Source organism: Sulfidibacter corallicola (genome assembly GCF_017498545.1).
Lineage (GTDB): Bacteria > Acidobacteriota > Holophagae > Acanthopleuribacterales > Acanthopleuribacteraceae > Sulfidibacter > Sulfidibacter corallicola.
Genome location: NZ_CP071793.1, coordinates 11,692,155 through 11,705,942, shown reverse-complemented (window position 1 = coordinate 11,705,942; position 13,788 = coordinate 11,692,155). Strand labels below are relative to the sequence as shown.

Sequence of the window (13,788 nt, the reverse complement as noted above, 5' to 3'; positions counted from 1 at the left end):
AGGTCCACCACCAGCGGGCGTCCTGAAGGGACGACACAGTACAGCGAAGGCGGTCCGGCGATCCGGTGAGGGGCCGGAGGCGCCGTAACCCTGGTTGTCGGGGGTTCCCGAGCACCAGCCCCAACGGGGCGGAACTATGCGGTCCCTCGCGGAGTTCCCGTCACCTTCGAGGAGCCCTTCGCAGAGCCGCTTCACCGAACACAGCGAGCGACCAGAGTGCCGCACGGGACCGTGACCCGCGCCGCAGAGCGGCTCGGGCGCGGTTCCGTGCGGTTCTTCCTTTGGCGGTTCCTCGATTCAGGGTTCCGGATAGAGGTCCTGCCACCATTCGGGCTGTTCCTTCAAATGCTTGTCGAACCAGGCCAGGATGGTGTTCCACCACACCAGGCGGTTGTCGAATCCGAGGATGTGGTGGTCTTCGCCGTCCACTTCGATCAACTCCACTTCCTTGTCCAGCATCTTCAGGGCCGTGTACATGACGTGGCTCTGTGCCGGCGGGACGTTGGTGTCCACGTTGCCGTGCAGCAGCAACAGCGGCGTGTTCACCTTGTCCGCCGCGAATACCGGACTCTGCTGGGTGTAGAGTTCGGCGTTGTTCCAGGGGAAGCTGTTGCGGCTGGCGACACCGCTGTAGAGGTAACCCCACCAACCGTGGCCCCAGTACTCGGTCAGGGAACTGATCCCGGCGTGGGAAATGGCGGCACTGAACATGTCGGTGCGGGTCGTGAGGTACATGGTCATGAAGCCGCCGTAGGATGCGCCGGCGATGCCCACGTGGTCCGCATCCGCGAAGCTGTGTGCCGCGAGGAAGGCCTTGGCTCCGGCGATGATGTCCTCGGCGGTACCCTTACCCCAGGCGTTGACGTGGCGGGCGGAAAACTCCTGGCCGTAGCCCGTCGCGCCCGAGGGCTGCAGTACGTAGACCACGTACCCCTGGGCGGCCCAGTGATTGAACGGGTAGCGCCCGCCGAAGGAGCGGCCCACTGGAACCGTGCCGCCGTAGTAGTACACGATCAGCGGGTAGGTGTGGGACGCGTCGAAACCGGGCGGCGTGTAATAGCGACCGTCGATCTCGGTGCCGTCTTCCGTCTTGAAACGCCAGGGTTTGATGTCGCCCCACACGATCTGGCCATAGGATTCGCGACCGGGATCGAAGACCTCGGCCGGGCGACGTCCGTCGAGCCCGCCGACCAGGACCTTTTGCGGCGTCTTGGAGGAAGTTCCGGCCCATACCACCACCGGGCGTTTGCCGGTCGCCACGTCGACGAGCGTGATCTCCTCGACGCCGCTTTCCATGGGGGCGATGGTTTTGCTGCTTTTCTTCCAGTGGAACAGGCTGGTTTTCTCGCCGTCGACGGCGGTCAGCACCAGGTCGCCGTTCCCCGCCACGCGGACCTTGTCCACCTGGGGATCGAAATCTTTGGTGAGTGGCGTGACCTCGGTACCGGCATTGGCGATCAGGTAGAGCTGGGTGTCGTAGTTGTTGGGCGTCATGCCGTCGGGAACCGCGGCGCCGAGACCGTCGAAGGCCAGGGGACCGGCGGCGACGATCACGTCCTTGCCGGAGAACCAGGCGCCGTCGAAGGTGGTCAGATTGGCCACGACGCGTTCCTCACCACCACCGAGCGGCTTGATGCGCAGCTCGGCGCGGAAGTGGTTGGGCTCCGAGTGGTCTTGGTAGACGACCGAATAGAGCAGGTTCTCGGCATCCAGGCCGTGGAAGGACGCGTCCTGCTCGGCGCCGGTCAAGGGCTCCGGCCAGCCACTATCCAAATCCATCAGAACGAGCTGTTTGCGACTGCGGAAATAACTCCAGCGATCGTTGGGTCCCTGGTAGCGCTTCATGTTGTCTTTGCGTTTCTCGGGCCGGGTGGTGATCTCCAGCAGCAATCGCCGCTGATCCGGGTGCCAGTGGATGTCGGTCACGTTTCCGGCATCGGGCCAGATGATTCGGGATGCACCCGACCCGACGGTCTCCAGGATCAGTTGCTTTTGTTCCACGTAGGCCAGACGGTCGCCCTTTTGGTTCCAGGCCAAGGCGGATGGCGTATCGCCGCGCCAGCGACGTTGCACCGCTCCGCTGCCCAGGGAGCGGATTTCCACGCTTCGGTGCCACTTTCCGTGAAGCGCGTCCCACTCGCGGATCTGAAGCATCACGCGTTTGCCGTCCGGCGAAACGAGCAGGTCCTGAACGATGGGGGAAGCGTAGGTGCGGGCCCCGGTGAGCCGTCGTTCGGGTCGGGTATGGACCGCGACGGAGCCGCCTGCCGAGGGGGTCGTCACGGACAGGCTGAGGGAGCCGGGGTTCTCGACGGCGGAAAGGTCTCCTTCACCGCGAACCACCAACATCAAGAGCCGGTGCGAACCCGTGGTCAGGCTGAGGCTCATCGATTTTTCCTTCTCGCCCGAAACGGCGAGGGTGGCGCCATCCAAATAGGCGAACACCTTGTCCGGCCATCGAAATGTCAAGGTGCCCTTGGTAAAGCGGTTGGCTTCCAGGTTGAGCGACACCAGAAGCGCGCCTCGCTCACCGGTGGGAAACCAATCTGCGCCGCCGCCCAGGTCGATTTCGCGCCAGGAAAGGGACTTGCCGGCCAGGCGCGTTTTGTCGCCGGCTTTGGGGAGCGGTTCGCGATTCGAACGCGCAATCAGATTCTTGCGAAAGATGTCTCCCTGCTTGCCCGAGGTCCAAGCGGCATCTTTCGAAAAGGTGACCGGACCCAGCGCCAAGGCGCGCGCGACCGGTGTATCCTCGGATTGTTTCGATTCCTCGGCGAGGGACCACATCGTCCCGCCCACGCCGAAAACCATGAGCCAAAGCATTAACCCTATCGTGGGGAGCCGTCTTGAGCGGAACGGCTCCGCCGGCGTTTCCTCGCCACGCCCACCATTCATGTAAACCTCCATGGCAGCCTCATCCCGAGCAGGGATGTCCTCGTCATTGCGCTCGTTCCTCGAACCCAGGGCGTGCGCCCCGAAATAAGGAGGCCCGCGTGAGATGATGGGTTACGTCCATCGACTTGGGTTGGAACAAGTTCTCGATCTCATAACAAATAAGCCTCGTTATTGTAACGCGAAAAAAGCGCCTGCGCACGGTCATACCCGGTCATGCCGGACCCCGGAAAGGCCTTCGGCAAATGGTCGAACGCACGTCGGGCCGATGCGGGCGGAACCGCGCCCCGCTTCCAATTGAGCATTGAGCGACCACCCGTTCAGGGCTAGAATGAGCCCTTACACCCGGAGACTCGGTGATCCCGCCGCCCATCCGGGTCATCGGCGAAACTCGAGTGCCGTGCGGCTTCGGAGATGCGACGCTTCCCGCCCCGGATGATGGATGACCTGGCCGGAAGCGTTTCGGGTGACGGCGTGAAACCGCAACGCTGGTTTTGGGGTACACCTACCCCAGCAATGCACTGCATCCGGCCCTGATGAGCCGAATCAAACGAAGAAGGCATCTTTACATATGATGGAAATGCTCCAAAAAGGCGGCTGGCTGATGGTGCCGATCGGGATCTGCCTGATCCTGACCCTGGCCATCACCATCGAGCGCCTGGTCAATCTGCGCTTTTCCCGGTATCTCGATACCGAACTCATGGAAAAAATCCGTGGTTACCTGGGCCGCGGCGAATTCGAGGGCGCGCTTCAGGTCTGTCGCTCCAAAAACATCATGTTCAACCGCTTGATGGAAACCGCCATCAACTACCGCGAACTGGAAGCCGCCGAGTTGCGCCAGCTCCTGGAAGATCAATCTCGCCAGGAGGCGGATGTCCTGGAGCGCTTCCTCACGATTCTGCGCACCATCGCCACCATCGCCCCGCTGCTGGGCCTGCTGGGCACCGTGGCCGGGATGATCAAGGTCTTCCAGACCCTGAACGTCGCCGGCATGAGCCAGGCCCACAACCTGTCCGGCGGCATCTCCGAGGCGCTGATCACCACCGCGGCCGGAATGTCCGTGGCCATCCCCACCATCGTCCTGCACAGTTACTTCGAACGCCGAGCGACCATCATCATGCTGAGGATGGAAAAGCGGATCATCGAATTGCTGCTGTTGCTCAGGAGTCACGATGCTGTTTCGTCCTGATCGCAAGAAGAACTCGATCCTGGTCGACCTCTCGCCGCTGATCGACGTGGTCTTCCTCCTGTTGATCTTCTTCATGGTATCCACGCGCTTCAAGGACGATCACGGTTTGGATTTGGATCTACCCCAGAGCGAGAGTCGCCAGAGCGGGCAGTCGGAGAACCTGTCGATCCTGATCGACGGCACGTCCAACATCGTCATCGACGGCGATACGGTGGCGTACGAGTCGTTGGTGGAGACGGTCGAGCAGAAATTGACCGATTACGAGAATAAAATGGTCGTGCTGCGCGTGGATAAATCAGTGGAGCACGGACTGGTGATCTCGGTCATGGATTCCGCCAAAAAGGCTGGTGCCACCGGACTGACCTTCGCTACCGTAGGCAAACGCTCCGGATCATCGCCTCGTTGACCGCCATCTGACGCGCTTCGAGCCTCGTGCACCATCACCCCGGCCGTGTCGCGACCGGGATCGCCGAAAGGTGCCGAATCGATCCGCTACCTTTGGGGTCACGGTGTAAGATTTCGAGACGGCCACCTTCCTCGCTGGCATCTCCAGTGGACCCGGGCGGGTGCCGATCGATCCTTGTGGTGAGGCTGGAGTCGCTGCCGAGATTCATGTTCATCAACGCCATCTTGCCGCGGAGTGGGGCCATGTTTTTTTCGATTCGTTTTCGTATCCGTGCCACGTGGGGCCGCCCGTCGCGGCGATTCGGCGTGCCGTTCCCCTATGTGACTGTCGGTTTGCTGCTCCTTTCGGGATGGACCGGAACGGCCGTGGCCGGCCCGCACCAGCAGTACGAAGATTGGCGCGCCCAGGACGTCCAGTGGATTCGCGCCGGCATCGGCAAACCCCAGGACCACCACCGCCTGAAAAGCAAGGGCACCCTGCTGGTCCTGGACGGCGACCGCGTGGTGCAGACCATCAAACCCGGCGATTCGTTTTTCGTGGTCAGCTCGCGTCAGCGCAAGGGGGCCGCGCGCTATTGGGTTCAGGTCAAGACGGGTCCCCACCGGGAAAAACTCGAGGCGATGGCGGAGACGCTGGCCCGCAACCATCCGGAAATGGCCTTCAAGGTCGTCAAGCTCAAGAAGGATCACGCCTTGCGCGGCGGCCCCTTCCTGGCCAAGAAAGAGGCCGAACAGGTGCGCCGCTCGATGGTCAACCTGGGCTTCAAGGACGCCTACCTGATTCACGCCAAGACCCGCTATCCCTTTCAATGGGTCAACCGCCATTTCGACAAGCTCGATCTTCGCGCGCAGGAGGTCGGTTTGGTGAATCCCAATCCCGAGCAACCGATCCACCTGGACGGGGTCGGCTACCGCGGCATCCTCCGCCTGCGCATCGTGAATGGAAAGATCAAGATCATCAACGTTCTTCCGATGGAAACCTACCTGCGCGGGGTGGTGCCCACCGAGTTGGGGCCCAATGCGTTTCCCGAACTCGAGGCGCTGAAGGCCCAGGCCGTGGCGGCCCGAACCTATGCGCTCAAAAACCTGCGCCGTTTCGAGAAATACGGCTACGACATTTGCGATACGCCCGCCTGCCAGGCCTACGAAGGCACCAAGAACGAACATCCCCTGAGTGATCAGGCCGTCGCGGAAACGGCCGGCCTGGTGCTCTATCACGGCGACACCCTGATCGATGCCCTGTACACCTCCACCTGCGGCGGCATGACGGACGACGTGACCCACGTGTTTCCTGGACGAAACGAACCTTATTTGAAAAGCAAATCCAGTTATTTGGCCCAATTTCAGGCATGGCAGTTGCCGCTGCGGCCCGCACCCGGAATTCGCACGTCGCTGGGGGAGGACCTCACTGTGCGCGCCTATCTCTATGGGGTGCGCGACCTACCCGAGCGGGATGGCCCGCTCGACGCCAAGACCCTGAAGGCGATCACGGGCGATCTCGCCTGGATCATGGGCGATGTGCCCCCGCTTCCCAAGTCCTCGAATGGGCTGAGTCATCGCGCGTTCTGGGAATTCGTGGCCGACTACCCCTTGATCGTGGCGGTCGAAAAGCATCAGTTCCAGGATGCCGATTTCGTGCGGCCCTTGAGCGATCTCGACCTGCCTTCGTCGCTACAGCCGCTCGCCGCCTTCTTGTTGCGCTACGAGTTGGTCGACGGCGACGCCCTGAACCGCATCGCCGACGATTCGCCGATCACGGTACGGGAAGCGCTGACGGCCTTGATGACCCTGGCCGTTCGGTTCGGTCCGGAGCCGGAATGGAAACGCTATAAGATCCGGGCGCTGGACAACAACGTGCTCACCCTGCAGCGGGGCAGCAAACAGCGGACGCTGAACCTGGGGGGCATCAAGCACTACCTCACCGAGCGCGGCGATAAGCTGAGCTTTCGCGAGCAGCCACGCATGGAGGAGTTGGATCGCGTCTATTTGCTGGACGGCCCTTTTTCCCGCGATATGATCCGCATCCAAGAAAATTTCAAAGTGGCTTCGGTCGACCGCTTCAGCGCCTACGACGTCTGGATGGAAAAAAAATCGGTTTCCGAACTCGAACGGCGCGCCCGTCGCTACGTGCGCGGCATTCGCGGCATACGCGACGTAAAGGTGTTGCGGCGCTCGGACACGGGTCGGGTCACCGAATTGGAGTACATCACGGATGCGGGGAACTTCCGCGTCAAGGGCTTGAACATTCGTTGGTCGCTGGGGGTACGCGAGAACCTGATCGACCTGATTCCCAGTTATCGCAAGGGACGGTTGGTGCATTTGACCGTGATCGGGCGCGGTTGGGGTCACGGCGTCGGCATGAGCCAGGTGGGTGCCTTCGGTTTGGCTGCCCAGGGATGGGCCTTCGACCGCATTCTCACGCACTACTACGACGGCGTCGCGGTCGAGCCTTTCCAGGGCAAGACCAAGGCCGATCCCAACGCCCAGCCGGTGCCGGCCAACCAGCCCTGACCCGATAATTCTCGAAACCGCCGTTTCGGATCGCTCACTATTTAAATGAACCCCAGTTGCACGTCGGGGAAGAGGTTTGCGAGCCATTCCGGCCGTTCGTAGCTCGAGCGATCGTTCCCGGATGTGGTGGACGACGTTTGATCTTCGGTTTCGGGTTCTCCCTCGAATCGTTCGTCCTGACGTGCGATTTTTTCGAACAGGAGGTTGAGCGGCTCGGATAGGTTGGGGATGTCTTCTTCGGTCGTGTTCAACAGGTTTTCCACTTCGCGTCTGAGGCTCGAATCGCCCTCGCAGGCTCGATCCAAAAACGCCGCGCGGGCTTCTCGCGGCATGTCCAATGCCTCTCCCAAGATTGCGTCGATACGTCGCCACCGTCTCCGTTCCTCGCTCATTCGCGTCCTCCCGATTCGGTCGTCGACGGTGGGGCCAGGCCTTCTCTTGGCGGTTCGATCCGGTTCAACCGGAGTCATGGGAACGGCCCCCCATCCGAGTCTTGGGTTGCACGGCGGAATCAACCACGGAAAAGGGCCAGAACGAAGGCGTCTTTGATGGACAAAGGGTGACGCGGGGCACGCATCACCCGGTTGCCGACGTCGACGTGGCCCTTCCGCGGTCACACGGGATCCTGTACCGCCACTTTTTGCAACACGGTAGCGAAAGCCTCGAGGATTCGATCGATTCCTTCGCGGGTGCTGAAGGCACCCAGCGTCAAGCGCAGGGTGCTGCGCGCCTGTTCCTCGGAAAATCCCATGGCCGTGAGCACGTGTGAGGGAGCGGCGTTGGTGGCGGCCGAGCCGGACGATACCGAAACCCCGTGTCCGTTCAGCGCCTGCAACAGGTCCATCGCCCTGCGCCCGGGAAAGGTCACGCTGATGGTGTTGGCGAGGCGCGGCGCGTTACCGTTGATGCGAAGATCGGGAGCAAGGCGCCTTAGTCCGTCGATCATCTGTTCGCGCAAGTCCTCGATGTGTTCCTTGCTGCCGTAGATTCCCGCTTTCATCAAGGCGAACGATTTGGCGAGGGCCACCACGCCCTCCACGTTGACCGTGCCGCCGCGCCATCCCGCCTGCTGTCCGCAGCCCTGGATCAGGGGTTGAATCGGCAGGCCCTCGCGGACGTAGAGAATGCCGGTCCCCTTGGGTGCGTACATTTTGTGGGCACTCAGGCTCAGCAGGTCACAGGGGATGTCGTTGACGTCGATCGGCATCTTGCCCAGCGCGGCGACCGCATCCACGTGGAAGGGGATGCGCCGGGCTCGGCAGAAGTGCGCCACTTCGGCTACCGGCTGAATGGTGCCGGTCTCGTTGTTGGCCAGCATGACCGAGACCAGGCAGGTATTGGCTTGAAAGAGATGGTCCAATTGGCCGGGATCGATGCGGCCCTGTTCGTCCACTTGAAGGTAGGAAACCGACCAGCCATCCTCCACCAGAAATTCCGCCGACTTGAGCACCGATCGATGCTCCACGGCGGTCGTGATCAGGTGGCCGCCACGGCCGTATTGGCGGGCGATGCCGGTGAGTGCCCAATTGTTCGATTCGGTGCCGCCGGAAGTGATCCAGATTTCTTCCGGCTTGGCACCGATCGCGAGGGCGATTTCGGCTTTGGCGGTGTCGAGAATGCGGCGGGCGCGGCGTCCTTCGTGGTGGGCGGCCGCGGTGTTGCCGTAGGACCCGGCAACGAAAGCAGTGAAGGTATCCAGGACCTCTGGATGCACGGGTGTGGATCCGTTGTAGTCCAGATAGAGTTCGAGCGACATACTTACTCCCCCCAAACGGCCCTGCTCGGTGCGGGTGAGGGATCGCGACAGAGACACTTTCCCCCACACGGCGAACCGAGGCCGTGATTCCGTGTACGCTGTGATGACCCGACGGACAGAGTCGGCCGGGCTATGTCGGTGACGATTCGGTTGTGTTGGCGTGACATTCACGCACGGTCGCTTTTTTGGTCAAAGGACCGAGAGGCTCGGTATCGGCAGACAAATGCCCCGGACAACGGCAGGAGCTGGATCGCGGAGCCCCCAATGCCCGTTGATCCCTACCGTGGACAAGTGCATTTGCAAGAGAACGGGCTTACCCGAAAGATTCGTCGTGCCTGCCGAAAACCGGTGTGGCCGATGCGAGATCGATAAGGTGAAACCCTCACTCCTTACTTATCACATCCTCATGTCAAAAACGAACCGAGATTTTGTAAAAAGTATCATTTTCTCAGGTGCTTCAGTGAAGCAGTGCTCATTTTGAATCGAGTCGCCTACATCGCATTCGTTCGGGCAAAGTGCTTTCACCGCCTAAAACGCGACCTCGCAGAGGTTGTCCTGCATCTGCATGAGCGTCAATACCGACGTGACGTTCGGTACCGGCCAGGCGGCGACCTGTCCCCACCAGGCGGCTTCCGTCACGCAGGCCTGGGTCAGCACGATGGTGTCCGAAGCCTGCACCGTGCTGCCGTTGCCCCGTCGCAGCTCGGCGTCCACCTCGCGTACGCCGTTCACGGCATTGAGGATCCAGTTCACATCGGTGCTGAACGGTTCCCAGTCCGACCAGGTCCCGCCATCGTTGCGGAACCGCATTTCGGTGAATTCGCCACTGCCGTACACGTACAGTTCGACCGCGGTCAATTCGGTTTCGTAGGCTTCGCGATTGATCACGACGGGATAGGTCGATCCGTTGCGACCGAAGTTCTGGGTCCAGTAGTGAAAGAAGGGGCCGCTGGTGCCGTCGGCGCTGCAGTTCCCGTCGGAATCGAGACGGACGTTGTTGCCGTCGCCGGTCTGAAACGCGTAACCCACGCCGATCTCGCGATAGGTTTCGCTCAAGATGTTGTTGCGGTGGCCCTGGCTGTTCATCCAGCCGTTCATGACCGAGGCCGGGGTCTGCTGCCCGGCCGCGATGTTTTCACCCCAGGCGTTCCAGGTGTAGCCGGCCTGGGTCATGCGCTGGCCGGCGCTGGTGCCGGTGTCCAAATCGCAATGGGCGAAGAAGTCCCGCGTGGCCATGTTGACGCTGTGGGTCTCGGAGCTCTGGTCCAGGATCGCGTTGTGTTTGAGCGGCGGTCGCTGCCCGTTGGTCCATCGCTCCTGATTCACGATTTCCACGACCTGCTCTTCGAAGCTGGGCCCGTCGCCGCGTTCCAGCGAGGTTTGTTCGGCAGGACTGGGGTGGTGCATCGCCGCCTCCTCGGGACCTTGGCCGAAGAGACCACAGGTGCCGAGCGCCAGAGCGAAGAGCAGTGGGCGTAGAGACGTCGAGCTGGGGGGAATTTCACGTTGGCGAAAATAGTGGAGATGCGAGAACTTGGCGCTCATGGAAACCTCGCTGTTTGGGAATGGGGCCATGCTTCCGGGATGGCCGGGAACGTGACCGGCAGAATTGGAAAATGTATGGAAATATGCCCTATGACTTGAATTATCCCAAATCGCTTTCCAGAGCAACAGGGGACGCGTCACCAAGTGGCCGAAACACCCCGGGGTCGGGGGGCATTCAAACAGGTGGATTTCTCCCGTCGGGTGGGTTGCGTGTAGACCCTGGATGTGGGTCTATAAGCCGTAAAACCTCTTGGTTTGCGGGGGTTTTGACGGAAAAGTATTGGTAATCTCATCGAAAATTCACAATGCCTGATGCAACTCTATCGCTCTAACGAAAAGCTAACAAATGCCTCATTTTCACACCATATTACGTCATTAGCCTAACGGCGCCGGTACGAAGATTTCCCAAATGGGATTTGCTTAAAACCTGAGGATGGAAAATGACACTCCAAAGCAAGATTTTCTCTGCTTTATTCATATTGTTCTTGGCAGGCGGCATGGGCCTGGCTCAAGACACCGGAACCGTTAACGGAACCGTTTACAATAAAGACGATGGCTCGACCTTGCCGACCGCATCGGTTCGCATCGTCGGCTCCGACAAAGTGGTTTTTACCGACGTCAATGGCTTTTACAATTTAAGAGGCGTGCCTGCAGGCACTTATGAAATGATTGCCGAATTTGCCGGTTTCAGCGACATGACGATCGAAGGTGTCGAGGTCAAGGCCGGACAGATCACCACCGTCAACTTCGAATTGGGAGGCGAATCCCTCCAGGAAACCATCAAAGTCGTCTACGAAGTCGCCGAAAACAACGAACTGGGCATCATCAACAAGCGCAAGAAGTCGCCCAACGTGACCGACGGCATCAGTGCCGAAGAGATCAGTCGCGCCGGCGGCGGCAATGCGGCGGAAGCCGTCAAGAAGATTCCCGGTGCCTCCGTCGTGGGTGGCAAACACGTGTACATTCGCGGTCTCGGCGATCGCTACACGAGCACCCACCTCAACGGCATCGAGATGCCGACGCCCGATCCGGACGTCAAGTCGTTTCAGGCCGACCTGCTGCCCGCCAACATTCTCGACAACGTCGTGACCCTGAAGACCTTCACGCCCAACAAGCCCGGTAACTTCTCCGGCGGGATCATCGACGTGGGCACCAAGGCCTATCCGCCCGGCCGTACGCTGAAAATCAACTACGGCACCAACTACATCGAAGGCTCCACCTTCAACGACGACTACCTCAATTACGGCACCAGCGGCACCGACTGGATCGGTAGCGACAACGGGCTGCGGGAGCTTCCGAGCATCGTCAACAACGGCGACATCGAGATCCCCACCCTGATCGAAGCGCGCCGCGACGAGGAAAAGGCCCAACTGCTCGACGAGATTTCCAAGGCTTTCGAGCCGGTCATGTCGCCAGGGACCAGCAAGGCGCCGATCAACCAGAGCTTCGGGGTGTCCATGGGCGACCAGATCGAGTTGTCCGGCATCAACCGCCTCGGCTACATGGCCAGCCTTTCCTACAACCGCAAGCGCACCTACTACGACGACTGGGAGCGCGCGCGTTGGAAGTTGACCGAAGCGGCAGCCTCGGCCAACACCCTGAACAACCAGAGCACCTTCGACAGCGAACAGGGCAAGGACAAGGTCAACTGGGGTGGTTTGGTGACCCTGAACTACCTGGCCGGCACCAACCACGAGTTGGGCGCCACCTTCGTCTACACCCAGGGCGGCGAGTCGACCTCCGAATATTACGTGGGTCAATGGCCGGAACAGTTCTCCACCGACAACGCCTTTCTGGAGTCGCGCTTCCTCAAATATTCCGAGCGCAACCTGACCTCCAGCCAGCTTCGCGGCGAGCACTACTTCCCCAACTTCCTGGATGCCAAGGTGAAGTGGACCGGCGCGGTGTCCACCACCGATCTGGACGAACCCGATACCCGGATCTTCACCTCGAACTTCTCGCGCCGTACCCTCAACGGCGAGGAAGTGTTGATCTACAGCATCACCCGCTCGATCTACAACAACCCCGCCCGCTACTGGCGCGAACTCCAGGAAGACGGTAGCAACTTCAACCTGGACGTCGACATTCCCCTCAATTTGTGGAACGGCCAGCGCGGCACCTTCTCCTTCGGTTACGCCTACGACAAGAAAGATCGCGATTTCACCGAATTGCGGTTCGAGTACCAGTCGGACGCCAACGTGCGCTACCAGGGCGATCCCGAGACGTTCTTCAGCCCTGATAACGTCGGGGTGATCGGCTTCGACGCCGATCGGGGCCGGTACACGTTCGGCAACGTCATTCAGTTGGCGCCCGACTCTCGCGGTGGCAACTACAGCGGCGACCAGGAAGTGACCGCGGCCTACGTCATGGCTCAGGTGCCCATCAACGACAACCTGCGCGTGATCACCGGTGCCCGTCTGGAACAGACCGACATGTTCGTGACCAACGAAGCGGAGGACGGCCAGTTGGACGAAGACGACGTGTTGCCTTCGCTGCACTTCATCTACAAGCTTTCCGACGACCAGAACCTGCGCATCTCCTACGGCCGCACCCTGGCGCGACCCACCTTCCGCGAAAAGGCGCCCTACTCCAGCTTCGACTTCCTCGCGGACGGTATCTTCGCCGGTAACCCGGACCTGAAGCGCACCCTCATCGACAACTTCGACATGCGTTGGGAGTACTTCCTCAACAGCGGTCAGCTCTACGCGATCAGCGGGTTCTACAAAGAGTTCCAGGATCCCATCGAGAAGGCCTACAACGTCGCCTTTTCCTCCGAATTCGGGGAAAAGACCTTCATCAACGTCGAAGAGGCCACGGTCTACGGTGTCGAGTTGGAAGCGCGCAAGGTCGTGACCCCGCTCAGCGCCACGAACCGGGTCAGCGTCGGCGGCAACGTTTCGCTGATCAAATCGATCGTCGACATTCCGGCCGACGAACTGGCACTGCTGCGCAACTTCGATCCCGATGCGGACGATACCCGTGAATTGCAGGGGCAGTCACCCTACCTGGTGAACCTCAGCGTCAACTACGACAACCTCAATACCAACACCTCGGCGTCCATCTACTACAACGTATTCGGCGAACGTCTGGACCAGGTCGGTGTTGGTGCCGCACCCGATGCCAAAGAACAACCGCGTAGCTTGGTCGACCTGATTTTTTCTCAGGACCTGGGGCGTGGGCTCCAGCTCAAGTTCAGTGCCAAGAACCTCATGGATGATCCGATCGAGATCGTCCAGGAATTCAAGGGCCAGGACTTCATTCAATCGCGCTACAAAGTCGGTCGGTCTTATTCGCTCAGCTTGAGCTTCAAGCCTTTCTAAGACCCGACTTCGATTCGGTCGGCTCATCCCGGGATGGGCCGGCCCCCGTTCCCTGTTTTCGAGCCCGGGCATCGCCCATCGGATGTGCCATCGCCAGCATGGCTTGTTCTCGGATCGCGCTCCTGGCGATCGCGGTCAGCGAGAAGAAGTCCTGCCACCGGCTCGTCTCG

General features: G+C 60.7%; 8 protein-coding genes. 4 read left to right on the top strand and 4 right to left on the bottom strand.

Annotated elements, in window-relative coordinates; all coding sequences use genetic code 11:
* Positions 1-297: 297 nt before the first annotated feature.
* Positions 298-2,823, bottom strand: coding sequence for an alpha/beta hydrolase family protein (locus J3U87_RS34650; RefSeq protein ID WP_237380749.1), 2,526 nt, complete (start codon positions 2,821-2,823; stop codon positions 298-300).
* A gap of 640 nt (positions 2,824-3,463) precedes the next feature.
* Here J3U87_RS34650 and J3U87_RS34645 point away from each other — a divergent pair.
* The 3 genes from J3U87_RS34645 (at position 3,464) to J3U87_RS34635 (ending at position 6,997) form a co-directional block, all read left to right on the top strand.
* Positions 3,464-4,081 carry a MotA/TolQ/ExbB proton channel family protein gene (locus J3U87_RS34645; protein ID WP_237380747.1) on the top strand — a complete coding sequence of 206 codons (618 nt, stop codon included), beginning with the start codon at positions 3,464-3,466 and terminating at the stop codon, positions 4,079-4,081.
* Positions 4,065-4,487 (top strand): ExbD/TolR family protein, encoded by a 423-nt coding sequence (locus J3U87_RS34640; protein ID WP_237380745.1) that lies wholly within the window; start codon positions 4,065-4,067, stop codon positions 4,485-4,487. The genes J3U87_RS34645 and J3U87_RS34640 overlap by 17 nt, the downstream gene beginning before the upstream one ends.
* Positions 4,488-4,729: 242 nt before the next feature.
* On the top strand, positions 4,730-6,997 hold the full coding sequence (locus J3U87_RS34635; RefSeq protein ID WP_237380743.1) for a SpoIID/LytB domain-containing protein: 2,268 nt from the start codon (positions 4,730-4,732) through the stop codon (positions 6,995-6,997).
* Positions 6,998-7,038: 41 nt separating this feature from the next.
* Here the strand turns inward: J3U87_RS34635 and J3U87_RS34630 are convergent, their stop codons facing one another.
* The 3 genes from J3U87_RS34630 to J3U87_RS34620 all read right to left on the bottom strand — a co-directional run bounded on the left by J3U87_RS34630 (position 7,039) and on the right by J3U87_RS34620 (position 10,298).
* Complete coding sequence (locus tag J3U87_RS34630) at positions 7,039-7,389, bottom strand: hypothetical protein (RefSeq protein ID WP_237380742.1); 351 nt, start codon at positions 7,387-7,389, stop codon at positions 7,039-7,041.
* A 221-nt stretch (positions 7,390-7,610) separates the two neighbouring features.
* Positions 7,611-8,753 carry a cysteine desulfurase family protein gene (locus J3U87_RS34625; protein WP_237380740.1) on the bottom strand — a complete coding sequence of 381 codons (1,143 nt, stop codon included), beginning with the start codon at positions 8,751-8,753 and terminating at the stop codon, positions 7,611-7,613.
* Between the two features lie 528 nt (positions 8,754-9,281).
* The gene (locus tag J3U87_RS34620; protein WP_237380738.1) at positions 9,282-10,298 is read right to left on the bottom strand and encodes a CAP domain-containing protein; all 1,017 of its coding nucleotides are present in this window, start codon (positions 10,296-10,298) and stop codon (positions 9,282-9,284) included.
* Between the two features lie 440 nt (positions 10,299-10,738).
* Between J3U87_RS34620 and J3U87_RS34615 the strand changes: the two genes are divergently transcribed.
* Positions 10,739-13,618 (top strand): TonB-dependent receptor, encoded by a 2,880-nt coding sequence (locus J3U87_RS34615; protein ID WP_237380736.1) that lies wholly within the window; start codon positions 10,739-10,741, stop codon positions 13,616-13,618.
* Positions 13,619-13,788: the final 170 nt, after the last annotated feature.

What these genes read in the sequence shown, in the direction of transcription:
- J3U87_RS34635 (WP_237380743.1), top strand. Translation starts at nt 4,730, where the DNA reads ATGTTTTTTTCGATTCGTTTTCGTATCCGTGCCACGTGGGGCCGCCCG.
- J3U87_RS34645 (WP_237380747.1), top strand. Translation starts at nt 3,464, where the DNA reads ATGATGGAAATGCTCCAAAAAGGCGGCTGGCTGATGGTGCCGATCGGG.
- J3U87_RS34630 (WP_237380742.1), bottom strand. Translation starts at nt 7,389, where the DNA reads ATGAGCGAGGAACGGAGACGGTGGCGACGTATCGACGCAATCTTGGGA.
- J3U87_RS34640 (WP_237380745.1), top strand. Translation starts at nt 4,065, where the DNA reads ATGCTGTTTCGTCCTGATCGCAAGAAGAACTCGATCCTGGTCGACCTC.
- J3U87_RS34625 (WP_237380740.1), bottom strand. Translation starts at nt 8,753, where the DNA reads ATGTCGCTCGAACTCTATCTGGACTACAACGGATCCACACCCGTGCAT.
- J3U87_RS34650 (WP_237380749.1), bottom strand. Translation starts at nt 2,823, where the DNA reads ATGCTTTGGCTCATGGTTTTCGGCGTGGGCGGGACGATGTGGTCCCTC.
- J3U87_RS34615 (WP_237380736.1), top strand. Translation starts at nt 10,739, where the DNA reads ATGACACTCCAAAGCAAGATTTTCTCTGCTTTATTCATATTGTTCTTG.
- J3U87_RS34620 (WP_237380738.1), bottom strand. Translation starts at nt 10,298, where the DNA reads ATGAGCGCCAAGTTCTCGCATCTCCACTATTTTCGCCAACGTGAAATT.